Origin of the sequence: Candidatus Pelagibacter communis (assembly GCF_001180105.1) — a bacterium.
Lineage (GTDB): Bacteria > Pseudomonadota > Alphaproteobacteria > Pelagibacterales > Pelagibacteraceae > Pelagibacter > Pelagibacter ubique_K.
This window is the reverse complement of sequence record NZ_CVSO01000040.1, coordinates 136602-161832: the sequence shown is the minus strand read 5'-3', so window position 1 is coordinate 161832 and position 25231 is coordinate 136602. Positions and strand designations below refer to the sequence as shown.

Annotated in this window: 27 protein-coding genes and 1 tRNA gene; 7 read left to right on the top strand and 21 right to left on the bottom strand. The window is 30.8% G+C overall.

The window, feature by feature from the left end; genetic code table 11:
• Nucleotides 1-15: 15 nt before the first annotated feature.
• Nucleotides 16-1029 carry a polyprenyl synthetase family protein gene (locus tag AMN84_RS03155; RefSeq protein WP_075483272.1) on the top strand — a complete coding sequence of 338 codons (1014 nt, stop codon included), beginning with the start codon at nucleotides 16-18 and terminating at the stop codon, nucleotides 1027-1029.
• Here AMN84_RS03155 and pdxH read toward each other — a convergent pair.
• Nucleotides 1026-1652 carry a pyridoxamine 5'-phosphate oxidase gene (gene pdxH / locus AMN84_RS03150; RefSeq protein ID WP_075483316.1) on the bottom strand — a complete coding sequence of 209 codons (627 nt, stop codon included), beginning with the start codon at nucleotides 1650-1652 and terminating at the stop codon, nucleotides 1026-1028. The genes AMN84_RS03155 and pdxH overlap by 4 nt on opposite strands.
• Before the next feature lie 32 nt (nucleotides 1653-1684).
• Here pdxH and aroC point away from each other — a divergent pair, with 32 nt between their 5' ends.
• A complete protein-coding gene (gene aroC, locus AMN84_RS03145; RefSeq protein ID WP_075483270.1) occupies nucleotides 1685-2770 on the top strand; it encodes a chorismate synthase in 1086 nt (361 codons plus the stop codon).
• Here aroC and dxs read toward each other — a convergent pair.
• From dxs to AMN84_RS03130, 3 genes are read right to left on the bottom strand one after another with little or no spacing between them, the layout of a single operon-like run.
• On the bottom strand, nucleotides 2767-4674 hold the full coding sequence (gene dxs, locus AMN84_RS03140; RefSeq protein WP_075483268.1) for a 1-deoxy-D-xylulose-5-phosphate synthase: 1908 nt from the start codon (nucleotides 4672-4674) through the stop codon (nucleotides 2767-2769). The genes aroC and dxs overlap by 4 nt on opposite strands.
• On the bottom strand, nucleotides 4671-5534 hold the full coding sequence (locus tag AMN84_RS03135; RefSeq protein WP_075483266.1) for a polyprenyl synthetase family protein: 864 nt from the start codon (nucleotides 5532-5534) through the stop codon (nucleotides 4671-4673). Before AMN84_RS03135 ends, dxs begins: the two co-directional genes overlap by 4 nt.
• Nucleotides 5515-5766, bottom strand: coding sequence for a hypothetical protein (locus tag AMN84_RS03130; RefSeq protein ID WP_075483264.1), 252 nt, complete (start codon nucleotides 5764-5766; stop codon nucleotides 5515-5517). Before AMN84_RS03130 ends, AMN84_RS03135 begins: the two co-directional genes overlap by 20 nt.
• Nucleotides 5767-5786: 20 nt before the next feature.
• Between AMN84_RS03130 and AMN84_RS03125 the strand changes: the two genes are divergently transcribed.
• From AMN84_RS03125 to AMN84_RS03115, 3 genes are read left to right on the top strand one after another with little or no spacing between them, the layout of a single operon-like run.
• The gene (locus AMN84_RS03125; protein ID WP_075483262.1) at nucleotides 5787-6719 is read left to right on the top strand and encodes an L-threonylcarbamoyladenylate synthase; all 933 of its coding nucleotides are present in this window, start codon (nucleotides 5787-5789) and stop codon (nucleotides 6717-6719) included.
• A complete protein-coding gene (locus AMN84_RS03120) occupies nucleotides 6719-7441 on the top strand; it encodes an ABC transporter ATP-binding protein (protein ID WP_075483260.1) in 723 nt (240 codons plus the stop codon). Before AMN84_RS03125 ends, AMN84_RS03120 begins: the two co-directional genes overlap by 1 nt.
• A gap of 1 nt (nucleotide 7442) precedes the next feature.
• Entirely contained in the window at nucleotides 7443-8234 is a 792-nt protein-coding gene (locus AMN84_RS03115; protein ID WP_075483258.1) for an ABC transporter permease, read from the top strand.
• Nucleotides 8235-8236: 2 nt separating this feature from the next.
• On the opposite strand, the gene AMN84_RS03110 is transcribed toward AMN84_RS03115, so the two are convergent.
• Nucleotides 8237-8313: transfer RNA gene (locus AMN84_RS03110), tRNA-Arg, on the bottom strand.
• Between the two features lie 23 nt (nucleotides 8314-8336).
• On the opposite strand from AMN84_RS03110, the gene AMN84_RS03105 reads away from it, so the two are divergent.
• Nucleotides 8337-9314, top strand: coding sequence for an RluA family pseudouridine synthase (locus tag AMN84_RS03105; protein WP_075483256.1), 978 nt, complete (start codon nucleotides 8337-8339; stop codon nucleotides 9312-9314).
• A gap of 48 nt (nucleotides 9315-9362) precedes the next feature.
• A complete protein-coding gene (gene rpoH / locus AMN84_RS03100) occupies nucleotides 9363-10250 on the top strand; it encodes an RNA polymerase sigma factor RpoH (protein WP_075483254.1) in 888 nt (295 codons plus the stop codon).
• On the opposite strand, the gene AMN84_RS03095 is transcribed toward rpoH, so the two are convergent.
• From AMN84_RS03095 to AMN84_RS03020, 16 genes are all read right to left on the bottom strand, one after another.
• Entirely contained in the window at nucleotides 10247-11539 is a 1293-nt protein-coding gene (locus tag AMN84_RS03095) for an adenylosuccinate synthase (protein WP_075483252.1), read from the bottom strand. The genes rpoH and AMN84_RS03095 overlap by 4 nt on opposite strands.
• Entirely contained in the window at nucleotides 11536-12348 is an 813-nt protein-coding gene (gene thiD, locus AMN84_RS03090; protein ID WP_075483250.1) for a bifunctional hydroxymethylpyrimidine kinase/phosphomethylpyrimidine kinase, read from the bottom strand. Before thiD ends, AMN84_RS03095 begins: the two co-directional genes overlap by 4 nt.
• Nucleotide 12349: 1 nt before the next feature.
• Nucleotides 12350-13681 (bottom strand): phosphoglucosamine mutase, encoded by a 1332-nt coding sequence (gene glmM, locus AMN84_RS03085; RefSeq protein WP_075483238.1) that lies wholly within the window; start codon nucleotides 13679-13681, stop codon nucleotides 12350-12352.
• Nucleotides 13682-14731: a dihydropteroate synthase gene (gene folP / locus AMN84_RS03080; protein WP_075483234.1), complete on the bottom strand. Its 1050-nt coding sequence runs from the start codon at nucleotides 14729-14731 to the stop codon at nucleotides 13682-13684. It lies immediately after the preceding gene.
• A 6-nt stretch (nucleotides 14732-14737) separates the two neighbouring features.
• Complete coding sequence (gene ftsH / locus AMN84_RS03075) at nucleotides 14738-16645, bottom strand: ATP-dependent zinc metalloprotease FtsH (protein ID WP_075483233.1); 1908 nt, start codon at nucleotides 16643-16645, stop codon at nucleotides 14738-14740.
• 62 nt (nucleotides 16646-16707) lie between these two features.
• Nucleotides 16708-17772 carry a tRNA lysidine(34) synthetase TilS gene (gene tilS / locus AMN84_RS03070; RefSeq protein WP_075483232.1) on the bottom strand — a complete coding sequence of 355 codons (1065 nt, stop codon included), beginning with the start codon at nucleotides 17770-17772 and terminating at the stop codon, nucleotides 16708-16710.
• Nucleotides 17732-18694: a tol-pal system protein YbgF gene (gene ybgF, locus AMN84_RS03065; protein WP_082254970.1), complete on the bottom strand. Its 963-nt coding sequence runs from the start codon at nucleotides 18692-18694 to the stop codon at nucleotides 17732-17734. Before ybgF ends, tilS begins: the two co-directional genes overlap by 41 nt.
• Nucleotides 18695-18772: 78 nt before the next feature.
• Nucleotides 18773-19246 (bottom strand): peptidoglycan-associated lipoprotein Pal, encoded by a 474-nt coding sequence (gene pal / locus AMN84_RS03060; protein WP_075483231.1) that lies wholly within the window; start codon nucleotides 19244-19246, stop codon nucleotides 18773-18775.
• A 99-nt stretch (nucleotides 19247-19345) separates the two neighbouring features.
• Nucleotides 19346-20695 (bottom strand): Tol-Pal system beta propeller repeat protein TolB, encoded by a 1350-nt coding sequence (gene tolB / locus AMN84_RS03055; protein WP_075483230.1) that lies wholly within the window; start codon nucleotides 20693-20695, stop codon nucleotides 19346-19348.
• Nucleotides 20692-21504: a cell envelope biogenesis protein TolA gene (locus tag AMN84_RS03050; protein ID WP_075483229.1), complete on the bottom strand. Its 813-nt coding sequence runs from the start codon at nucleotides 21502-21504 to the stop codon at nucleotides 20692-20694. Before AMN84_RS03050 ends, tolB begins: the two co-directional genes overlap by 4 nt.
• A gap of 6 nt (nucleotides 21505-21510) precedes the next feature.
• A complete protein-coding gene (tolR, locus tag AMN84_RS03045; protein WP_075483228.1) occupies nucleotides 21511-21927 on the bottom strand; it encodes a protein TolR in 417 nt (138 codons plus the stop codon).
• 3 nt (nucleotides 21928-21930) lie between these two features.
• Nucleotides 21931-22605: a protein TolQ gene (gene tolQ, locus AMN84_RS03040; RefSeq protein ID WP_075483227.1), complete on the bottom strand. Its 675-nt coding sequence runs from the start codon at nucleotides 22603-22605 to the stop codon at nucleotides 21931-21933.
• 57 nt (nucleotides 22606-22662) lie between these two features.
• Complete coding sequence (locus AMN84_RS03035; RefSeq protein WP_075483226.1) at nucleotides 22663-23151, bottom strand: RuvC family protein; 489 nt, start codon at nucleotides 23149-23151, stop codon at nucleotides 22663-22665.
• Nucleotides 23152-23154: 3 nt separating this feature from the next.
• Nucleotides 23155-23877 carry a YebC/PmpR family DNA-binding transcriptional regulator gene (locus AMN84_RS03030; protein ID WP_075483225.1) on the bottom strand — a complete coding sequence of 241 codons (723 nt, stop codon included), beginning with the start codon at nucleotides 23875-23877 and terminating at the stop codon, nucleotides 23155-23157.
• 1 nt (nucleotide 23878) lies between these two features.
• On the bottom strand, nucleotides 23879-24685 hold the full coding sequence (locus AMN84_RS03025) for a TIGR00282 family metallophosphoesterase (RefSeq protein ID WP_075483224.1): 807 nt from the start codon (nucleotides 24683-24685) through the stop codon (nucleotides 23879-23881).
• The gene (locus AMN84_RS03020) at nucleotides 24682-25224 is read right to left on the bottom strand and encodes a 5-formyltetrahydrofolate cyclo-ligase (RefSeq protein WP_075483223.1); all 543 of its coding nucleotides are present in this window, start codon (nucleotides 25222-25224) and stop codon (nucleotides 24682-24684) included. Before AMN84_RS03020 ends, AMN84_RS03025 begins: the two co-directional genes overlap by 4 nt.
• Between the last annotated feature and the right edge of the window lie 7 nt (nucleotides 25225-25231).

Here is a 25231-nt window from a genome sequence, read left to right as displayed (position 1 = left end):
AATAGTTTCTTAGCAATGGGCTCAGTAATTCAATTAAAAAATAAAGTTAATAACGCATATCTCGATTTAAAAAATTCAGTCGATGACAAGATTATTCTAGTTGAAGAGAAGATAAAAAACAGACTTATAAGTGATGTGTCTTTGGTGGAGAAAATGACTAACTATAATCTAGACACGGGTGGGAAAAAATTAAGAGCCATGTTGACTTTAAGTAGTTCAAAACTTTGTGGGTATTTAAAAGGTGGTCGAGATATAAATCTAGCTGCATGTGTAGAATTAATTCATGCCGCAACATTGATGCACGATGATGTTCTCGATAACGGAGAGATCAGAAGAGGGAAAAAAACAATAAACTCAATTTGGGGAAACCACGCATCAATTTTAGTTGGTGACTATCTTTTAAGTAGATGTTTTGAAATGATGGTTGAAGACGGAAATTTAGAGGTCTTAAAGTTATTATCAATGACATCTGCGAAAATAGCACAAGGTGAAGTTTTGCAACTTCAACATAAATCAGAAATAGATACAGTTGAAGAAACATATTTAGAGATTATCACATCTAAAACTGCAGCATTATTTTCTGCTGCATGTAAGGTTGGAGCGATATTGGGTAATAAAGATGAAAAGGTTAAAGAAGCATTATCTTCTTATGGAAAAAATCTTGGAGTAACTTTTCAGATAGCCGATGATACATTGGATTATAATTCTGATCTGAAAAAATTTGGAAAAACAATTGGAAAAGATTTTTACGAGGGTAAAATCACTTTACCTATAATAATTTTAAACCAACAATGTAAAAGTGGTGAGAGAGATATGGTTAAAGAATTTTTTTCCAAGAAAGAAAGGACTGAAAACGATTTGAAATACACATTAGATTTAATAAAAAAATATGATGTTATTAAACAATGTTACAAAAAAGCTGATCATTTTATTTCTTTAGCATCTAACTCTTTAAACATCTTTGAAAGTTCTGAACAAAAAAATATTCTAAAAAATTTGACATCTTTTAGTATTGAAAGATCTTTTTAAGGATTTAATAAAAATCTTTTCCAGCCTTTTCCATTACTCTTAACGTATTTCAATCTTTCATGAATTCTATTATCTCCATCACGCCAAAACTCAATTTCTTCAGGTACCAATCTCCATCCAGACCAATTAGGTGGTCTTGGAACTTTTTTCTCATCACTAAACTTTTTTTTGAATTTTTCAATTGAGTCATCAAGTGACTTTCTGCTTTCTAAAACTTCACTTTGATTTGAGGCCCAGGCTCCTATTCTACTCCCATATGCTCTTGAATTATAATATTCATCAGCCTCTTTGTCAGGAACTTGAACAACATTACCGTAAATCCTTATTTGTCTTAAAAGACTTTTCCAATGAAAACACATTGATGCTTTAGGATTTTCTTTAAGATCCTTGCCTTTAGAACTATTGAAGTTTGTGTAAAAAGTAAAACCATCATCACTAAAGCCTTTTAACAGAACCATTCTCACTTTAGGTCTTCCGGTTTTATCAGCTGTTGCTAATGATAATGCATTTGGATCATTAGGTTCGGTAGTTTCAGCCTTTTTAAACCATTCTTTGAAGAGATTTACTGGGTTATCCTCATCTTTAAAACAAATATCTAGTCCAAGTGAATTTTTTTCATTCATAATTTTAACAAAATAATTTATATAATAGAATAATGTCATTTAATACATTTGGAAAGTTATTTCGTTTCACTACTTGGGGTGAATCTCATGGACCGGCTATTGGATGTGTAGTTGATGGATGTCCTCCGAGAATAAAAATATCTGAAAAAGACATACAAAAAGAACTAAATAAGAGAAAACCTGGTCAATCAAAATTTACTACTCAAAGAAAAGAAGATGACAAAGTTGAAATTTTGTCAGGAGTATTTAATGGTGAGACAACTGGTACACCAATATTAATGATTATTTACAATAAGGATATGAAATCAAGAGACTATGAGACTATCAAAAATAAATTTCGTCCTGGGCACGCTGATCTAACTTATTTTAAAAAATACGGCATAAGAGACTTCAGGGGAGGTGGTAGGCAATCAGCGAGAGAGACTGCAGCTAGAGTAGCTGCGGGTGCAATTGCAAAAAAAGTTTTAGAAAAAAAAATTGGGAAAAAATATTACGTTAAAGGTGCCGTTACCCAACTTGGAATTTTAGGTTGTGATGTATCTGCATGGAACAACAAATTTATAGAAAAAAATCCATTTTTCTGTCCTGACAAAAAAGTTTTAAAATTGTGGGAAAAATATTTGTTGGCAATCAGAAAGTCCGGTTCATCTTGTGGTGCAGTCATAGAATTAAGAGCTAACGGGGTGCCATCTGGCCTAGGTGCACCTATTTACTCAAAATTAGATATGGATTTAGCATCAGCTATGATGAGTATTAATGCTGTAAAAGGTGTCAACATCGGAACTGGAATGGATGTTGCACAATTAACTGGTGAACAGAATTCTGATGAGATAAGACAAAAAGGGAATAAAACAGTTTTCAAATCTAACAATGCGGGTGGAATTCTTGGTGGTATTTCAAGTGGTCAACAAATAAAAGTATCTTTCGCAGTAAAACCGACATCTTCAATTCTTAACTCAAGAAAAACTATTGATAAATTTGGGAAAAATACAAATATATCAGTACGAGGTCGACATGATCCTTGTGTTGGAATTAGAGCTGTCCCAATAGGTGAAGCGATGATGCATTGTGTTTTATTGGATCATTTTTTGATGCACAAAGCCCAGTGTGAGTCTTAGTTTTTTTTCTGAACAACAATTTTAGAATCTAAAACCTCATAAACTTTTTCTTCGATAGCTTTGCTATCCAAGCCAGCAATCTGATACATTAGATCAGGTTTATCTTGATCAATAAACTTGTCAGGAAAAGTCATCGACCTAAATTTAATTTTTTCTAATAAGCCTTTTTCTGATAAAAATTTACTTAAATGAGATCCAAAACCTCCAATTGAACCTTCTTCAATTGAAATAACAACTTCATGATTCTTTGCTGTATTCCACATTAAATTTTCATCTAATGGTTTACAAAATCTTGCGTCAATTAAGGTAAGATTTAAACCTTTTTTTTCAAGATTGTTTAAAGCTTTTTGACACTCTTGCAAACGAGCACCAAAATTAATTAAAGCAATTTCTTTACCTTCTTTAATAACCCTGCCTTTTCCAATTTCAACTTTTTCATTAATTTCAGGAAGTTTAATCCCAATACCAGTTCCACGAGGGTACCTAAAAGCTGACGGTTTATCATTAATGTCAACTGAGGTATTAATCATTTTAACTAATTCCGACTCATCGCTTGGAGCCATAACTACAAAATTAGGTAAGGTTGATAAGTAGGTTATATCAAAAGATCCGGCATGTGTAGGACCGTCCGCACCAACAAGACCTGCACGGTCTATAGCGAATCTGACAGGTAAACTTTGAATTGCAACATCGTGAACAACCTGATCATAGGCTCTTTGTAAAAAGGTAGAGTAAATTGCTGCATAAGGCTTGAATCCTTCTGTAGCTAAACCAGCAGAAAATGTCACTGCATGTTGTTCCGCAATACCAACATCAAACATTCTATTTGGAAATTTTTTTGCAAATAAATCCATTCCAGTACCAGATGGCATCGCAGCAGTGATACCAATTATTTTACTATCTCTCTCAGCGTGTTTAATTAACGTATTGGCAAAAACACTTGTATATGATGGAATTTTAGAACTTGATTTTTCTTGTACACCAGTTTTTATATTAAACTTCGAAACACCATGATATTTGTCTTTTGAATTTTCTGCAAATTGATAACCTTTTCCTTTTTCAGTTTTAATATGTATCATTATTGGACCGTCAAAGTTAGTATCCTTTGCATTTTTTAAAACTGAGACAAGAGTATCAATATCATGTCCATCTATTGGTCCAACATAATAAAAACCTAGTGAATTAAAAAGTGTTCCGCCTGTTACTGCTGACCTCAGAAAATCTTCTGCTTTTCCAGCTTTTTTTGAAAATCTTTTGGAAAAGGCAGAAATAATTAATTTAAAAGTCTCTCTTAGACTAAAATATATTTTCCCAGTCAATAATTTTGCTAAATAACTTCTCATTGCACCCACAGGTTCCGCAATTGACATGTCGTTATCATTTAAAATTACTATCATTTTAGTTTTTGATATGCCCGCATTGTTCATAGCCTCATAAGCCATTCCAGCACTGATCGCTCCATCGCCAATAACAGCAACAACATTTTCTGATTTTTTTGAAAGTTTATTTGCAGTAGCAATACCTAAAGCTGCAGAAATTGATGTTGAGCTATGTGCTGCACCAAATGGATCATATTCACTTTCAGATCTTTTTGTGAAACCAGATAGTCCATTTCCTTGTCTCAGTGTTTTGATTCTATTTTTACGACCTGTTAAAATTTTATGAGGATATGATTGGTGGCCGACGTCCCAAACTATTTTATCATTAGGTGTATCAAAAACATGGTGTAAGGCTACGGTCAACTCAACAACTCCTAAACCTGCACCTAAATGACCACCTGTAAATGAAACAGCCTCTATCAATTCCTCTCTTAACTCCTTTGACAGGGTAATCAATTCTGAGGATTTTAAATTTTTTATATCCGATGGAAAATTTACATTATCTAAAAACTTATATTTTGTCATTTTTTTCTATTTACCACAAACTCTACAGTTTCAATCAAATCTTTACTTTTATACTTACTTAAAGAAGAAATTATTCTATTTTTTAAATAAGAAGAATATTTAACAGCATTTTTATACCCGAGTAAACTTATTAAAGTCGCCTTGCCCTTTTTTTTGTCTTTTCCAGTTTTTTTTCCAATCTTTTTCTCACTTCCACTGTAATCTAGAAAATCATCAATAATTTGAAATAAAAGTCCAATATCTAAACCTATCTTTTTAAACTGGTTTATCTTCCCAAACTTATTAGCAATAATCAACGGCGCTATAGTAGAAAATGAAAAAAGTTTACCAGTTTTATTAAGCTGCATATCTATAATTTTTCTTTTACTTACTCTTTTTTTTTCAAAATTAAGATCTAAATATTGGCCCCCTGCAATTCCTAAATGGCCTGAAGTATTTGAAAGTAAATTTATTAATTTACTTTTTTTATTTTCACTAATATTGAAACTTTTTTCGCTTAAAATTTCAAAGGCTAAGGTAAGCAGTGAATTGCCAGCTAGGACTGCTGTTGCTTCACCAAATTTTTTGTGCGTGCTTAACTTTCCCCTTCTTAAATCGTCATTATCCATACATGGCAAATCATCGTGTATAAGTGAATATGCGTGAATACATTCCACTGCAGCTCCTACTCTTACTAAATGATAATAAGGAACTGAAAAAATTTTTCCTACGTCAACAATGATCTTTGATCTTATTTTTTTTCCACCAGGAAATAAACCATAATTCATTGAAGTGATTAATTCAGTTCTTCTCTGTTTTTTTAAAAAATTCTTGAGAAATTTATTTATATCTTTTCCTGTTTTATTTAGTTTTTTTTCCATCTTTTTTTAGAATTTGTTTTATTTTTAATTTGTTTTTCTCAGATATTTCTCTTGAGGTATTTTGAAACTTTTTTTCAATAAATTTATTTAATTTAAATATTTCAAGATAATCCTCTTCGGATTGATTTGAAGCTTTATTTTTTTCAATTTTTTCAACCAAATTATTAAGAATTTCTTTAAGTTCATCTAAAGATTTAGACTCAATATCATCTGGTAAATTTTTTTGTTTCATATATTAGTTTGTATTATTACATGAATTATAATCTTTCAAATATTAAAAAAGCTAAATATTATTTAGATAAAAATGAATGTATTGGGTTTCCGACTGAAACTGTTTATGGTTTAGCGGCTAATGCTTATTCAAAAAAGGCTGCCTTAAAAATATTCAAACTTAAGAAAAGAAATAAAAGAAATCCACTCATAGTGCATTATTGTAGCTTAAAAATGCTTAATAACGACTGTATGATTAATGAAGAATTTTTAAAGTTATATAAAAAATATTGTCCAGGACCTGTTACATTTGTTTTAAAATTAAAAAAAAATAGTAATATTTCAAAAATCGTAACTAATAATAAAAAAACACTAGCTGTTAGGTTTCCTAGACATCATTTGGCTATAAAACTTTTAAAAATATTGAAATATCCTCTAGCGGCACCAAGTGCAAACATATCCTCAAAAATAAGTCCGGTAACAAAAGAAGATGTAAAGGATGAATTTGGAGAAAGAATTAAATTTATTCTAGACGGTGGTAGATCTAAAATAGGATTAGAGTCCACTATAGTAAGTTTATTAGGAAAGCCAAAAATATTAAGGCTAGGTGGAATTGAAAGAAAAAAAATTAACAAAGTTTTGAGAAAAAAAATCCTGTATAAAAAAAATGATAAAACAATTGTTGTCCCAGGACAATTAAGTTTACATTATTCACCTGGAATACCTATAAGGCTAAACAAGAAAAAACCAAAAGAAAATGAAGCTTTTATTTTAATTAAAAAAAGAAAAAAAACTTCAAAGGATTATTATTATTTAAGTAAAAAAAAAGATTTAAAAGAAGCCGCAAAAAATTTGTATAAAGTTTTAAGAAATATTAAAAATAAAGATTATAAAAGTATTGCTGTAGAAAAAATTCCTAATTATGGATTTGGGGAAGCAATCAATGAAAGACTTAAAAGGGCTTCAGTAAAGTAATGGAAAATTCAATTAAAGTAATTGATCTTAAAAAGAATTATGGAAATAAAGAAGCGGTTAAGAATATTAATTTTGAAATTAAAGAAAATGAAATAATTGGGTTACTTGGTCCTAATGGATGTGGAAAAACTACTACTATAGGTATGATTTTAGGTTTATTAAAACCTACAAGTGGACAAGTTTTGATTAACGGCTTTCAACTAGAAAAAAATAGAATTGAGATTCTTCAAAAGATAAATTTTATTTCTCCTTATATTGAATTACCAAAGAAACTTACAGTTAAGCAAAATCTAATTGTTTATGGAAAACTTTATTCTGTCAAAAACTTAAATAGTAGAATAGATTATCTGGTAGAAGAGCTGAGATTACAAAATTTGCTTGATAGAGTGACTGGAGAATTATCTTCAGGACAAAAAAATAGAATAAGCTTAGCTAAAGCGATTATCAACAATCCATCTGTCTTATTGCTCGATGAACCTACAGCTTCACTTGATCCAGAAACGGGAGATTTTGTAAGAACCTTTTTAGAAAATTATAAAAAAGAAAAAAAGGTATCTATATTATTAGCATCCCATAACATGGATGAGGTAACTAGATTGTGTTCGTCAATAATGATGATGAAAAACGGTTTAATAATTGATCAGGGTAAACCAAATGATCTAGTTAAAAAACATGGAAGACAAAATCTAGAGGAAGTTTTTTTAAAACTTGTAAGGAATTAATATGAATATAGGTAGAATGTATGGATTGTTCTTAAGACACTTTTTTTTAATAACTAGGTCTTTTCCGAGAATTTTAGATCTAATATATTGGCCAACAATACAAATTACTTTATGGGGTTTCATCTCAAATTTTTTTACAACATACAGCTCGTATTATAATAATGCTGTTGGAATAATATTAACATGCGCGATACTTTATGATTTTCTATTTAGAACAAGTATCGGGTTTAATATGCTTTTTTTAGAGGAAATCTGGAGTAGAAATTTTACAAATTTATTTATCTCGCCTATTAAAAAAAGTGAAATTTTAATCTCATTAATATTCACAGCTTTAGTAAGAGCTTTAATCGGTTTAGTTCCTGCAATTCTTTTAACTTCTCCTCTATTTGGAATTTCTATATTAGATTTAGGTTTAAGTTTATTTTTTTTATTTCTTAGTCTCTACATTTTTGGAATAACGCTAGGTATACTAGTTTCTTCTGGTCTACTTAGGTTCGGCCCTTCATTTGAAAATATTGCCTGGTCAACTATGTTTCTGTTGGCCCCTTTTGGATGTATTTATTATCCTGTAGATATATTGCCTGAAATATTTCAAAAAATTGCTTATGCGCTACCACTCGTATACATATTTGAGGAGGCTAGAAATATTTTAGTCAATGGATTTGTAAATGTAGAAAATATTTTTAAAGCATTTTACCTAAATGGATTATATTTATTTATCTCCATTTGCTTATTTTACTACTCTTTCAGTAAAGCTCGTAAAAAGGGAACATTAATTAATATAGGGGAATAATTTGGTGCGCCTGCTAGGAGTCGAACCCAGAACCTCCTGATCCGAAGTCAGGCGCTCTATCCAGTTGAGCTACAAGCGCATATAGTATTAATATTATAATTTATGAAAAATATCATTAAGTTTATTGTTAAAGATAATGAAAAGGATCAGAGAGTTGATCTATTTTTATCAAACAACAAAAAAGAACTTAGTAGAACTAGAGTTAAAAATTTGATTTTAAACCAAAGATTGTTCATAAATGAAAAAGTTTGCACCGACCCATCAAAAAAAGTTAGTGAAAATGACAATATAAAACTTGAGATACCTGAGCCACAAAAAGCTTCTTTAGAACCATTTGATTTCAAACTTAATGTCATTTATGAGGATAAAGATTTAATGGTAATAAACAAACCTGCTGGGATATCTATGCATCCTGGAGCTGGGGACTACAACCAAACATTGGTAAATGCCTTAATATTTTATGATAGTAAAAATCTTTCAACTATTGGTGATGAACTTAGGCCGGGAATCGTACATAGAATTGATAAAGATACATCTGGTTTAGTCGTGGTTGCGAAAAATAATAGAACTCACGAAAAATTATCTAGTCAATTTAACGATCATACAATTAAAAGAGTTTACCAAGCTCTTGTATGGGGAAAACTAAGGCCTCAAACTGGTAGAATTGAAACATTGATTACAAGAAGCTCAAAAAATAGACAATTAATGCAGGTTGGTCTCACTAAAGGAAAAAATGCAATTACTAATTATAAAACCTTGGAAATTTTTGAAAATGATAAAATACCAACTTTTAGTTTAATTGAGTGTAGATTGGAAACTGGTAGAACCCATCAAATTAGAGTTCACATGAGTTACAAAGGTAACAATATTTTAGGGGACAAAAAATATAAAAAAAAGTTTAAGAAATTTAGAAATATTAATGATGATTTAAATAATCTTATTCATAAACTAGATAGACAATTCTTACATGCGAAAACTCTTGGGTTCAATCATCCCTCAAAAAATAAGGAAGTCGAATTTACATCAAATTTACCTCAAGATTTAAATACGCTGTTAAAAAAGCTTAGAAATTCGAAGTAATTACAATATTGCAAAAAATTAATTATTTATTAAATACATAGTAATAAAATGACATCTACATTCAAATACCCAGCTATAAGCAATGAAGGCGGTCTATCAGTATACTTAGACCAGATAAAAAAATTTCCAATGCTTGATGCTGAAGAAGAATATATGCTTGCTAAAAATTGGAAAACTACAGGAAATGTTAAATCAGCTGAAAAACTTGTGACAAGCCATTTAAGATTGGTTGCAAAAATTGCGATGAGGTACAAAGGTTATGGATTGCCAATGAATGAAATTATTTCTGAAGGAAATGTAGGATTAATGCAAGCAGTGAAAAAATTTGAACCTGAAAAGGGTTTTAGATTGGCAACTTATGCTATGTGGTGGATTAAGGCATCGATACAAGAATATATTTTAAGATCTTGGAGTTTAGTAAAAATTGGTACAACTACAGCACAAAAGAAATTATTTTTTAATTTAAAAAAATTAAAAAATCAAATAGCCCCAAAAAATGAAGGTGATCTAAAAAAAGATGAGGTAGAAAAAATTGCGAATACGCTTGATGTGAGTGAAGATGAAGTTATCTCAATGAATAGAAGGTTGTCTGGCAAAGAACAATCTTTGAACGCTCCAATTGGTGAGGATGGTGATGAGTGGCAAGATTGGGTTGTTGATAAAGAAATGGATCAAGAATTAAAAATAGCTCATCAAGAGGAACTCGACCAAAGAAAAGATTTACTTCAGGACTCTATAAAAATACTAAATGATAGAGAGAAAGAGATTCTTTATGCAAGAAGATTAAATGAAAATCCATCAACACTCGAAGACTTAAGTAAAAAATATAAAATTAGTAGAGAAAGAATAAGACAAATTGAAAACAAAGCTTTTGAAAAACTACAAAAGCATATGCTTAATTCAGCAAAATCAAAAAATTTACTTCCGGTAAATTAAATTTTAAAAGGATCTTCGATTAAAATTGTATCATTTCTTTCAGGGCTTGTTGAAATGCTTGAAACCTTTGTTTCAATAAATTTTTCAAGCTCTTTAATGTAAATTTTTGCATTCTCGGGCAATTTTTCAAAATTTTTGATTCCTTTTGTTGAAGATTTCCAACCTTTAAAGCTTTTATAAATTGGCTTAACTTTTAATTGATCATCTACCGCAGCGGGCAAATAGTCAACCTTTTTGCCATCCAGTTCATAAGCTACACACATTTTGATTTCATCTAGTTCGTCTAAAACATCTAGTTTGGTTAATGCTATTCCATTAATACCTGAGACTTTAATCGTTTGTCTTACCAAAACCCCGTCAAACCAACCACATCTTCTTTTTCTGCTTGTAACAGTTCCAAACTCTTTTCCTATTTTACCGAGATGTTCTCCAGTTTCATTTTTCAACTCAGTTGGAAAAGGACCCTCGCCTACTCTTGTCGTGTAGGCTTTTGTGATACCAAGAACATAACCAATTGTATTTGGTCCACACCCTGAGCCTGTTGCTGCTGAAGATGCGACTGTATTTGATGAAGTTACAAAAGGATAAGTGCCATGATCTACGTCTAACAAAATTCCTTGTGCACCTTCAAATAAAATTTTCTTTCCTTCATTTTTAAATTCATCAATCTTTTTCCAGACGGGCTTTGAAAACTTCAATATTTGGGGTGCAATTTCAAGAAGTTCCTTTTTCAATTTATTTTTTTCAAACAATTCCTTTCCTAAACCTTTTCTTATTGCATTATGGTGCATTAAAACAGTTTCGAGCCTATGATCTAAATTTTTTTCAGAAATTAAATCCATTACCCTGATTGATCGTCTCCCTACTTTGTCTTCATATGCTGGTCCTATACCTCTTCTTGTGGTACCAATTTTTGCTTTTCCTGCTGCATCTTCTCTTATTTCATCCATTTCTTTGTGAAAAGGTAAAATTAAATTGGCTGACTCTGACAAAATTAAATTTTCTTCAGATATCTCTACTCCTTTTGATTTTATCTCTTTTATTTCATCTAATAATGCCCATGGATCAACTACAACCCCGTTACCAATAATTGATATTTTATTTTTTCTAACAATTCCTGATGGAAGTAATCTTAATTTGTAGGTAACTCCATCTATTACTAACGTATGTCCAGCATTGTGTCCGCCCTGAAATCTTACAACTACATCTGCTTCACTTGAGAGCCAATCAACAATTTTTCCTTTTCCTTCATCACCCCACTGAGATCCGACAACAGCTACATTTTTCATTTAAATTTATTTTTAATATTAAACACGCTTATATGGTTTATTGGCCCATGGCCTTTTCCAAAATTAGGCCCTGATCCGATTGAATGGTTAACATAATCAATTGCCATTTTACAAGATTTCTTTAATGTTTTTCCACACGAAAAATAAGTCGCTATCGCACTAGATAAAGTACATCCTGTGCCATGTGTATTTTTTGTTTTGATTTTTTTACTTTTAAAAAATTTTTTTTCGCCTTTATTCAAATAAAGATCATATACATATTTTGCTTTTAAATGACCCCCTTTAATTAAAACATTTTTTGCCCCGAAACCTAATAATTTTTTTCCAGCTATAATCATATCATCTGTTGTTTTAATTTTTATTTGAGCAAGTATTTCTGCCTCTGGTATATTTGGTGTAATTAAAGATACTCTATTCATTAATTTAGTTTTTATTATTTCTATTGATTTATCATCAACTAATTTTGTGCCACCTTTCGCTACCATCACTGGATCTAGAATAATTTTTTTTACTTTAATTTTCTTTAAAGAATTTATTACTGTTTCTATAACTTTTTTTGAGTGTAACATTCCAATCTTTATAGCATCAGGCCTGATATCTTTTGAGGTGAATTCAATTTGGCTTTTAATTTCATTAATTGGAACTTTTGAAATCGACAAAACTCCTGTTGTATTTTGTGAAGTTATTGCAGTAATAGCTGTCATTGCATAGGAGCCAAGACTTGTTATGGTTTTAATATCTGCTTGAATGCCTGCGCCCCCAGAAGAGTCTGAGCCTGCAATAACTAATATTTTAGATTTAAGTTTCAATTTATTTAATAGACCTTTTTACAATATTTATACATTTTTTTAATAAATGAATATTGTTTGACTCGCCCATAATTCTGATTTTAGGCTCTGTGCCAGATTTTCTTACAAGCATTCTACCATAATTTTTAATCATTCTTTCAGATTTTTTAATAGCAGCTTTACACGTAGTAGAATTAATAATTGATTTATCTTTAACCTTTACATTTTCTAATATTTGAGGTGTTAATTTAAATAAATCAAAAAGCTCACTTGCCTTTTTACCTTTTCTCATTGAAAATAGAATTTCTAATGCAACTAATAGCCCATCACCTGTTGTTGCAAATTTGCCAAGTATAATGTGCCCAGATTGCTCTCCACCTAGATTAAAGTTTTCTTTTTGCATTTTTTCCTTAACATATCTGTCTCCTACATTAGCTCTGATAAATTTAATTTTTTGATCTCTAAAAAAATTTTGTAATCCATAATTTGACATTAGGGTGCCAATTACACCGCCTTTTAGAATTTTCTTTCTTTTCCATCTGGTTGCAAGCATCGCAATAATTTTATCACCATCAACAATGTTCCCCATCTCGTCAGATACAATTATTCTGTCTGCATCACCATCTAAAGATATTCCAATATGAGCTTTGTTTTTTCGAACTAAAGATTTGATCTTTTGCGGAAAAGTTGAGCCACAATTATCATTAATATTTAAACCATTTGGAGAAGTTCCATACTCAATTACTTTTGCACCCAAGCTCCTTAGTAATTTTGGTCCAGATTTATAACCTGCTCCGTTAGCACAATCTATTACAATTTTCATACCTTTTAACTTAAAACCTCTTGGAAAATTATCTTTTAATATTTTTATATATTTATCATTTGCATCCTCTAATCTCTTTACTCTTCCTAAAATTTTTGGTTCAGAAAGATTTTTTGCTATTTTAGAGTCAATTAGTTTTTCTATTTTCTTTTCAATTTTGTCAGAGAGTTTTAGGCCATCTGGTCCAAATAATTTTAGTCCATTATCATAATATGGGTTATGAGACGCTGTAATCATAATTCCCATGTTGGCTTTCATCTTTTTTGTTAACATCGCTAATCCATTTGTTGGCAAAGGCCCAAGCGTGTAGACATGCATTCCGGCTGAGGCCAATCCAGACACCAATGCGGGCTCAAGTGTATATCCTGAGAGTCTTGTGTCTTTTGCAATAATAGCTGTTTGTTTTGATTTTTTCTGGTTTTTAAAATATGTACCTGCTGCTAGGCCAAATTTAAAGAACATTTCACCATTAATTTTGGTTTGGTTAACCTTCCCTCTAATTCCATCGGTTCCAAAATATTTTTTAGTCATTTAAAATTTTAGTGATTTAAAAACTTTGATACTTTGATTAACTTCATTTACATCGTGAACTCTTAAAATCTGAATGCCCTGCATCATAGCACACAAACTAGATGATATAGTTCCTCCTAGTCTTTCCTTACTATCGTTTATCCCAGAAATGTCTTTAATAAATCTTTTTCTAGAAGTGCCTAACATTATAGGAAATCCAAGTGAATGAAAAATAGAAATGTTTCTTAATAAGGTAATATTATGTTTCAATCTTTTTCCAAAACCAATTCCTGGATCCAAAATAATGTTCTTATGATTTATACCATTGGCCTCTAGTTCTAAAATTTTATTTTGAAAGAAGTCATAAATATCTAGCAAGACGTTTTTATACGAAGGTTTCGTTTGCATTGTTTTTGGATTACCTTGCATGTGATGAATTATAAAGGGGGTTTTTTTATTTCTTAGGATTTTTAGTGTATTAGGATCATAATTGAGTCCGGAAACATCATTAATGATATGGGCACCATATTTTAAACTTTTTTCCATTATGGCACTTTTTCGAGTATCAATAGATATTACATTTTTTAATTTTTTTGTTTTTTTTAATACTTCCTTAATCCTTTTCCACTCAATTTTTTCATTTACATCATTTGATCCTGGTCTTGTGGACTCTCCCCCTATATCAATAATTGATGATCCTTTTTCAATAAAATGTTTTATTCTTTTTAAAGCATCTCTATAATTATTATATTTTCCACCATCTGAAAAACTGTCAGGAGTTAAATTAACAACTCCCATTATTAGAGGTAAAGACTTAAACTTTAGTTTAGAAAAGTTTTTTTTTTTAGTTATATTTTTTATATCTAATTTTACTTTTTTTTTTAAATTTTTACTTAAAAAATTTAACTTTGAAATGTGAATTTTTTTTTTCTTTTTTCTTGTTAAAAGTTCAATTGTATCAAAAGAAATTTTATCATTTCCATGAAGTGGGAGAGCAAGTTTTTTATTGACCATCAGGGTTGAATGGTCACCATAATAGAAATTACACGCTCTAGTGTAATATTTTAACATTAAATATTAATGAACAATTTTTGGTTTTAAACCAATGGATCCTAAAGCAGAGTCAGAGCTTTCATCCTCAACTTTTAAATCTTCCTTATTAGGCGGATATTCGTTTTTGTTAATTATTTTTGTTATATCCTCACCAGTCAAAGTTTCATAAGTTAAAAGAGCTTTCGCTATTTTATGCAAATCATCAATTTTGTTTGTTAAAATAGTTTTTGCTTGATTGTAACCTTCGTCAACAAGTTTTCTTATTTCTCTATCAATTTTTTGAGCGACAGCCTCTGAAACACTTTGTGTTTGTGTTACAGATCTTCCAAGGAAAACTTCCTCTTGATTTTCACCATATTCAACAGGACCTAGTTCCTCACTCATTCCATACTTGGTAACCATAGCTCTTGCTAATGAGGTTGCTTGGTTAATGTCTGAACCATTTCCCCCACCTGCACCTGTTGATATATTATCTTTACCAAATATTAGTTCTTCGGCAACTCTTCCGCCAAAGCACACAGCCAATCTTGCTTTCAAATATTTAATGGAGTGACCATGTTTATCTCTTTCTGGTAGATTCATGACCATTCCCAACGCTCTTCCTCTAGGAATGATTGTTGCTTTATGTATTGGATCGTAATTTGGCAAGTTAAAAGAAACTATTGCATGTCCACCTTCGTGATAAGCAGTTAATTTCTTCTCATCTTCTGTCATGACCATAGATCTTCTTTCGGCACCCATCATCACCTTGTCTTTTGCATCTTCAAATTCTTGAGATGTTACAATTCTTTTATTTTTTCTCGCAGCTAACAATGCAGCCTCGTTAACTAAATTAGCAAGATCTGCTCCTGAAAATCCAGGTGTTCCTCTTGCGACAGTTCTTAAATTTACATCTGGAGACATAGAAATTTTTTTAGCATGAACTTTTAAAATCTTTTCTCGACCTATAATATCTGGATTTGAAACTACAACTTGTCTATCAAATCTTCCTGGTCTTAAAAGCGCTGGATCTAAAACGTCAGGTCTGTTAGTTGCAGCAATAATTATTACACCCTCATTTGTATCAAATCCATCCATCTCAACTAGTAATTGGTTTAATGTTTGTTCTCTTTCATCATTGCCTCCACCTAAACCTGCGCCTCTACTTCTTCCAACAGCATCTATCTCGTCAATGAAAATTATGCATGGTGAATGTTTTTTACCTTGTTCAAACATATCTCTAACTCTTGAGGCACCAACTCCAACAAACATTTCAACAAAGTCTGATCCAGAAATCGTGAAGAAAGGAACACCTGCTTCACCGGCAATAGCTCTAGCAAGTAAAGTTTTTCCTGTACCTGGAGGTCCTACTAACAAACAACCTCTTGGTATCTTACCACCCAATCTACTAAATTTTTTTGGATCTCTCAAAAATTCTACCACTTCTTGAACTTCTTCTTTTGCTTCCTCAACTCCAGCAACATCGTTAAAAGTAACTTTCCCTTTAACCTCATTCATCATCTTTGCTTTTGATCTTCCAAATCCCATGGCACCACCTTTGCCACCTTGCATTTGTCTCATAAAGAATATCCAAACAGCGATTAAAAGTAACATTGGGAACCACGATAAAAGTACTCCAAACAAAGATGGCATTTTTTCATCAAGTGGAGCTGCAGATATACTTACACCTTTATCAGTTAATTTTTCTATTAAGTTTGGATCGTTCGGTGAGTATGTTGAAAAAACTGATCCATCGGCCATAACGCCTTTAATATTGTTACCTTGTATCTGAACTTCTACAACCCTTCCATTATCAACCTCTGTTAAAAATTCAGAGAAAATAATTGTTTTATTATTTTTGTTTTGAAGATTTTGTGGATTCTTGAACATGTTGTAAAGACCTATAGTCAAAACAACAATGATAACCCACATAGCTAGATTCTTTAAATTCATACGTTTAATAAATTAAGAATTATTCTAAATTTAACAAGTGCTAAATTGTTACACAAATGAGTTTATTTTGTGTTTTCCTTAGAAATAACTACTGAATTCTCTATTTTTTCAATAACACATCCTCCTATAGTTGTTTTGGTCAAGGATTTTTGTTTAATTTGATTAATAGTCCTTGAGACACCCTTGCCCCTAGCGGGGAAATATCTGCCGCTAATATCTTGTAAAATTTTTGTAAAGGACCTTAAAATTATTTCATCAGTGCTACTAAAAAACTTAAAAGATAAGAGTGCTTTATTATTATTATTTTTTGACGGACTGATATAAGAATTCTCACTGATGTTTTTTTGTACGAAAAATTCAATTGAGTTATTCGAGGATATTAAATTTTCAAAAGTCATTTTAAACTTTTTTTGATCAAGGCCATTTTTTTTAAGATTGTTAATCATAAACCTTACCCGCGATCTCAAATATTCTAAGCTTGTATTTGATGGATCATTTATATGGAAGTTAAAGGTATTTTTAGTCACGTACAATAAATCTTCTTTTGAAAAATCAAGTAATGGTCTGACAATATTAATGTTATTTCTTTGCAAATTTCTATAATTATAAAAAGATACTAGTCCCTTAAGACCAGAGCCCCTTAATAATCTGATGAAGAAATTTTCTTGAAAATCATCAAAATGGTGGCCTAATAATAATGTATTAATTTTTTTTGTTTTGCAAAAACCTTCGAATACCTTAAATCGGTAATCTCTAGACTCTGATTGAGTTTTTTTAGTATTTGTCTTTTTTTTCCACGTAATTATCTTGCACTCAATTCTAAATTTTTTTAATACCTTTTTTAAAGTCCGAGCCTCGTTCGAAGATGTATGTCTTAACTTATGATCTACATGGACATAATGAAAGTTCTTATTTTTATTTTTGATTTGATAGCATTTTGAAAGATATGCTAAAGCAAGGCTATCCGCACCTCCAGACACGGCAACCAAATATCCTCTAAATTCTTTTTGATTAATTAAAAATTCAAATCTTTCATAGATTTTTTTAATTCTTTTGTTCTTAGTTTGGGGAATAAAAATAAAATTTTTAAGATTTTTTCTTTTTACACTCGAACTTTTTTTCTTCATATTTTGCTTTTTGAAGAACTGATTGTTTTGCGCCAGGATATTCTTTTTTAACTCCAGTAATCATTAAACACCCTTGATCTTTTTCTCCAATTTGCACTAATGATACTCCAAGCTTGAGTAAATTTATAGCTGCTTTTTCACTTTTAGGATATTTTTGATAACCTTCCAAGTAAGCAGAAGCTGCATCAGTATATAGTTGTCTTATTCTAAATGTTTCTGCATACCAATATTGTGCACTACCTGCCATTTTATGTTCAGGATTCGTCATCACAAATTCTCTTAACGCTCTTTCTGCAGTTGTGTAATCACCTTGCTTTAAAAAACTAGTAGCAAATTCATATTGTTTATCTGGTTTATCGTTTGGTAAGATTTTTTCCTCTGACGCAAAGTTTTCGGTGATTACTGATCCAGTTGTTTCTACTGATTGCGTTTGTTGGACAATCTCATTAGTTTCAGAAGATTTATAAGAAGAAGCACCTAAGTCTTCAGGTTGTGAACTACCTGGTAATTTTTTCTCTTTTTTTTTTGAGACTTTTTTCTCACCATCTCCTTCTTCTAAAGATTGAAATCTCATCTGATTATCTGCTTGAACTTTCGATAATCTACTTGATAATTTATCAATCTTAAAATTAATTTCCTCAAATTTATTCGTTAAATCTTGAAACTGTTTTTCTATTTCAGATAATTTTAATAGATGTCTTGTAAGTACATCTTCATCATTTGAACTTAAGGATTTAGTGCTAGTTGTGTTTATATTTGAAGACTGTGAGTAAACTGCTTTTTCTAAAGTTTTCAAATCCTTCTGCAGTGTCTTAAGAACTTCTAAAGTTTGCGTTTCCTCAGCCTTAGCAAAAGAGCTGATTAAATAAAAACACATTGCAGAAACTAATATTCTTTTATTAATACGCTTTAAAAATTTCATTAATTGATTTCTATCTATAATGATGGCAAAAAAAAGACCCCAACAACTTATGTTATTGGGGTCTGAATTTGTAAATTATTAGTTAGCTTTTACTGTTACTGATCTTCTGTTTTTTGACCAAGCTAAAGGGTTTGAACCAGAGTCTACTGGTCTTTCTTTTCCATAACTTATTACTGAAATTCTATTTCCAGATATTCCATAAGTCATTAAATAATCTTTAGCCGCATTAGCTCTTCTTTCACCTAGAGCTAAGTTGTATTCTCTTGTGCCTCTTTCGTCAGCGTGACCTTCAAGAACTACATTTATTTTTGAATTTTTTCTTAACCATGACGCTTGTTTTCTTAAAGTTTCTCTTGAAGCAGTAGTTAAAACTGTTTCATTTGTTGCAAAGAAAACTCTATCTGGCACACCTGAAGCTAAATACTCAACTGTGTCTTTTCCAGTGTATACGTCACCTTGCATTTTACCAGATTGTTTTGTGGCACATGCAGATAATAGAATACTTGCGAAAACTATTAGCAAAGTATTTCTAAAAATTTTGTTTAAACTCATTACTGCTCCTTAAAAGTTAATGTTGTACTTTTTCACAACTAAATAGATCTTTCAAGCTTAAAAATCAAGGATTTATTATTGATTTATTGAAAAATCAAACTAATCACTCAATAATGACGACCAAGATGGGTCTGAGGCATCTGTTTCTGTATTTACCATTTTTTCGTTATAACCAGTAAGATCTATTGACCATAATTTTGCTGAAAAGCCTTTTCCCTTAGAATCAGACTTTGTCTCTCTATAAAAAATTAAGACTCTCCCATTTGGGGACCAAGAAGGTGCCTCTTGGTAATAATTTTCTGTCAACAGACGCTCTCCTGTTCCATCAGTTCTCATCACACCAATATAAAACTTACCTTTGTGAAGTTTTGTAAATGCTATTAAATCGCCCCTAGGTGACCATACCGGGGTACCGTACAATCCGTTTCCAAAAGATATTCTTTTTACTTTTGAACCATCACTCCTCATAACATAGATTTGCTGATATCCGCTTCTATCAGAGTTGAAACAAATAAATTTACCGTCTGGTGAATAAGATGGAGAAGTATCAATTGATGGATGATTTGTAATTTTTTCAACAACCCTATTATCTAGATCCATAGTATAAATATCTGAATTTCCATCTTTTGCAAAACTCATGATTATTTTTTTTCCATCAGGGGAAAAACGAGGCGCAAAAGTCATTCCTGGAAAATCTCCAACAACCTCTTGAATACCTGTTTCTATATCTAAAAGATAAACTCTAGGTAAATTTTTGAAATATGATAAGTATGTTACCATTTGATTTGTTGGGTTAAACCTTGGTGTTAATACTAGTTCATTTCCCAATGTTAAATATTTGGTGTTAAAACCATCTTGATCCATTATTGCTAATTTTTTAATTCGATTTGTTTTTAGTCCTTCCTCTGCAACGTAGATTATTCTTGTGTCAAAATATCCTTTTTCTCCAGTGAGTCTTTCATATACTTTATCTGTAATAATATGTCCTACCCTCCTCCAATTTTCTGGAACAGTCGTAAAAGCTAATGCTAATATTTCTTTACCAGCTAAGATATCCCATAATCTAAATTCAACTCTTAGTCTGTCATTTGCAAACTTAACTTCACCAGTAATCAAAGCCTGAGCTTTTATTAATGCCCAATCTTCAAATCTGGGTTTAACGTGAGCAATATTTGGTTTTTGTAAAAATGCCTTTTGATCTAATGGGTTAAAAAGACCAGATTGCCTTAAATTATTTTCAATCACTTTTGAAATTTCTAATCCTATATCATTTAAATTTAATTGATCTTTAAACTTATCTTTAGATTCTTTTTCAACAGAAAGAGGCGAAACAGCCATGGGTAAAGGGTTTAAGTTACCCCTAGTAATATCTACCTCAATTAATGCAAATGACTTATTGGTAAATGTTAAAAAAATAACTGTTAAGTATATATAAAAAAAATTTTTCATCCTTCTAACATTTCCCTTGCATCAAAATTTAATTGTATCTCTTTCCATCTCTCATAACCAGTGGTTGGTACTCTTAATGGTTGACATAATCTTATAGCTCTTAAAGCACTTTCTGCCAAAACTTTGTAAAAACCTTGACCTGGTTTATTCATTCTAGCATGGTCAAGAATTTCAGAATTGATAACAGTGCCATCAGGTTTTAAATTAAGTTTAATTCTCACAAGTAGATTTTCATTGTAAGGTAAGCCCAATGGGATACTCCAACATCCAAATATTTGAGCTTTTAAGGCATCTTCCTCGTTCAAGGTCAATCCAGATGAAATAACGCTTTTTCTCTGCGATTGAGTCACCTTATCATCTTTTTTAACCACCTCTGCAGTTTCTTCTTTTGATTTATCGATTAGCGCAGCAATATTGTTTGGGTCAAATAATTCTTTTTTTTCAAATTCCGAAACTTGTTTAATTTCATCATCAATTTTTTCTGGGTTTTGTTTTTCTTCTTCAGGTTTTTTTACAATATTTTTTTGTTGATCTGGTAACGGAATTGCATCTGGTTTTTCTTTTTTTACCTTTTTTGGAGGTGCTTGCTCAGAAACAAGTTTTTCTTTTTCTTTCTTCTTAATTTCCTCAATAATCTTTTTTGCTTTTGGGGCATAAGGTATAGATGTTTTATCAGTTATTTGAATAAGCTCTATTGAAATAATTGGTGGAAGATCTATTGGTTTTTTTGCTAAAAAGGGCAGACTTAATGCAGTTATAATGATTAGGAATAAATGTAGTAAAGATGATATTATAATATTATTGGCCACAATCTATTACCTTTCTTTATAAGGTTCTGAAATAAGCGCAACTTTTGTAAATCCTGAACCAGAAAGCATTCCCATAACCTCTAAAACTCTACCATAATTTATTGTCTTGTCGCCTCTTACATATATTCTTGTATCTGTCCTATTTTTTGAAACTGCTAATATTTTGGCAATTACATTATCAAATTCAACTTTGGACTCTTGAATAAAAATCTCTCCTTTTGAATTTATACTTAAAGTCAACGGTTCTTGTTCTTCAGGAAGTGAGTCAGCTGAACTTTCTGGTAGATCAACCTGAACACCAACAGTAAGTAGTGGAGCTGTTACCATAAAAACAATTAAAAGAACTAACATAACATCAACAAATGGGGTTACATTTATCTCACTTATTGGATCTTTAGATTTATTTTTTAAATTAAAGGCCATTCGTCAAATAGTAGAGATAAATCTTTTGGCAAAATTTTCTAATCTCTGAGAATATTTTTTAGAATCGTTATTAAACTTATTATATGCCACAACCGCAGGTATAGCAGCTAAAAGACCAAGAGCTGTTGCAAATAATGCTTCGGCTATACCTGGTGCAACAATTGCTAAACTTGTATTTCTAGAAACAGCAATCGATTGAAACGAATTCATAATTCCCCATACTGTTCCAAACAAACCAATAAACGGCGCTGTCGAACCAACAGTAGCTAAAAATGAATAATTTTTTTCAAGTTTGTTAACTTCATTTTCTATATTAGACTCTAATAAACCTGAAAGTTTTTCATTTAAATTACTTCTCGATCTCGATTTGAGAACAACTTGCATAGTCTTTTTAAAAACATTTGACATTGGATCATCAATATTTGCAGGTAAATTATTATAAAAGCTTTCAGCAGATCTTGATTTCCAAAACTTTTCCTCAAACTCTTGTGTTGATAAATTTATCTTTTTAAATAACTTGAATTTTTCTATAATTATCGCCCATGTATAAATTGAAGCTGCGATTAGCAGAACAATAACTGATTTTACAATTATGTCTGCTCTTAGAAATAGGCTCCATAAAGAAAAGTCTACTGAACTTCCTAATCCAACAGATTGTGATGCTATATCGGCTTCCATGAAAAATCTTTCACACTAAAATGTGTCATCAATTTGACCTGATAGATCAAATAAATCCTAATATTTGGCGTTTTGGTAGTAAAAACTGGAAATTAGTATTGCATCAGCTTTATTGGCATCTTTTTTTTTTGACAATTTTGAGGAAAAATAAGGATATATCTCAATAGCTTTTGTTCTGCTAGCATCTTTATTTGTATTGATCAAATTAAAGAATTTTTTCCATTTAACTGGTGAAACAAAATCCATTGGAATTTGCATTGCAGAAAAAATTCCCTTTAACACTCCAAAAGACTGTCCAAAATTAAACATGCTAGTAACACCCTGTCCTGGCATTGCAGAAACCTGTTCAATTACAGCTATTACTTTTGTTTTATCTTCTCTTTCTAGAGCTTTTTGAATTTCATTAAATATTTGAGAAGCATTAACTTGTGATTTATTTTTTTTTCCTACAGCCATTTTAGGCATTTCAAATACATCCACTATCTTACCATCTTTAAATAAGCATATAGCACCATTAATTCCAGGATCTATTCCGATTATTAACATTGCTTAATCTTCTTCCCCAAAGTTCGAGTAAACCCTTTGAACATCATCGTCATCATCTAATAATTTTATAAGTTTTTTTATGTCTTCTTTATTCTCACCTTCGCTGGAGACCTTGTTTAGTGGAATCCACTCAATATCTGTGGATATAAAATTTTCAACATGAGACTCAATTTTTTTTTTTATAGAATAAATATCTTCAAAACTGCAATGTATCTCATGAAAATTTTCAAAGGAGAAGCATTCATCTGCACCAGCATCAATTGCTAGTTCAAAAATTTTATCGTCTTTAATTTCATTTATGTTTATCCTAATTACGCCAATTTGTTTAAAATTGTGAGCTGCAGAACCTTGAGTACCCAAATTACCACCATTTTTTTGAAAAATTGTTCTTAATTTTGAGGCAGTTCTATTTTTGTTATCTGTAAGTGTCTCAACAATTATGGCAACCTTATCTCTACCAAAACCTTCGTATCTTATCTTTTCAAAATTTGATTGATTTAAAGATTTTGATTTATCAATGGCTCTCTCAATATTATCTTTTGGCATGTTTGAAGATCTCGCTGCTTGAATAGCAGATCTAAGTCTCGGATTCATCAAAGGATCTTTATCTCCAAGTTTAGCAGCTACAGTAATTTCCCTGGAAAGTTTCGAGAAGATTTTTGATCTCTCCTTATCTGCTCTACCCTTTTTATGTTTTATACCAGCCCAATGAGAATGTCCTGCCATATTATTTTGAGTTATTTAAAACACCCCCAACAATTATACTATTAATATTTTTAGCTAGCCCTGTAGTTTCATCACAATCTACCATAACACCCGATAAAGAACCATCCCCTAAAGATGGGTAATGTTTTTCAGAATCTTGTTTAAAGAATCTTTTTAATGAGTTTTCTTTATTCATCCCAATTACTGAGTCGTAGTCACCGCACATTCCAGAATCTGTGATATACGCAGTCCCACCTTTTAAAACTCTTGCATCATTTGTTGGAATGTGCGTGTGAGTACCGGTAACTAAAGTTGCTTTACTATCAAACAAATGTCCCATTGCCATTTTTTCTGAAGTAGTTTCACAATGCAAGTCGACTACTAAAAAGTCATAATCTTTTTTTAAATGATAATTTTTTTGAAAATTTTCAGCCGTTTTGAAAACATCTTCACTTTTCCTCATGAAAACATTTCCCATTAAATTTAGTACACCTATTTTAAAATTTTTTGATGTTTGATAAATTTCAAACCCTTTTCCTGGTGATGTTCCAATTAAATTAAATGGTCTAAGAAGTCTGTTATCATCCTCAACGAGTTTTAAGGTTTCTTTATGATCCCAAACATGATTTCCAGTTGTGAGTACATTTACTCCAAATTTAATTAGATTGTCTAAAACATCTTTTGTAATACCTACTCCGTTATGGGCTGCATTTTCACCATTTGCTATCACAAAATTTATTTTATTTTCCTCAACAATCTTCTTAAGATATTTTTCTACAACCATACAACCCGAGGGTCCTACAATATCGCCTAAAAATAAAATTTTCATTTATAAATTCTTTTTTCAGTAATTATGAAATCCATTTTTTTATCATATTTACCAACTGGAACTTTATTAATTTTTTGACAGGAAAGAGCAAGTCCGATTTTAACACAGTTATTTTGTTTCTCAATTTTTTGAATAAACCTGTCATAGAAACCTCCTCCATAACCAAGTCTGTTTAAGTTAGTGTCAAAAGCTAACATCGGAATTATTAATGTAGAAGGAGTTATTTTTTTTTCCTTAAAAGGCTCTAAGATACCATATCTGTTTATTGTTAAAGGCTCATTAGGACTCCAGCTATAAAAAGACATGTCAAACTTATTATTAATTATTGGTAAAGAAATTATAAATTTTTTTTTAGTCAATCGCTTCATTAATTCCAAAGTAGATAACTCATCACCAAACGGATAATACAATCCAATTTTTTTGTTGAGAGATTTCTGCTCAATCAATTTGATTATCGCCTCAGAATTAATTGTGTTTTTTTTTCTGACAAATTTTGATCGAATTTTAGATATTTTTTTTCTTAATTGAAATTTGTTCACTATTAAA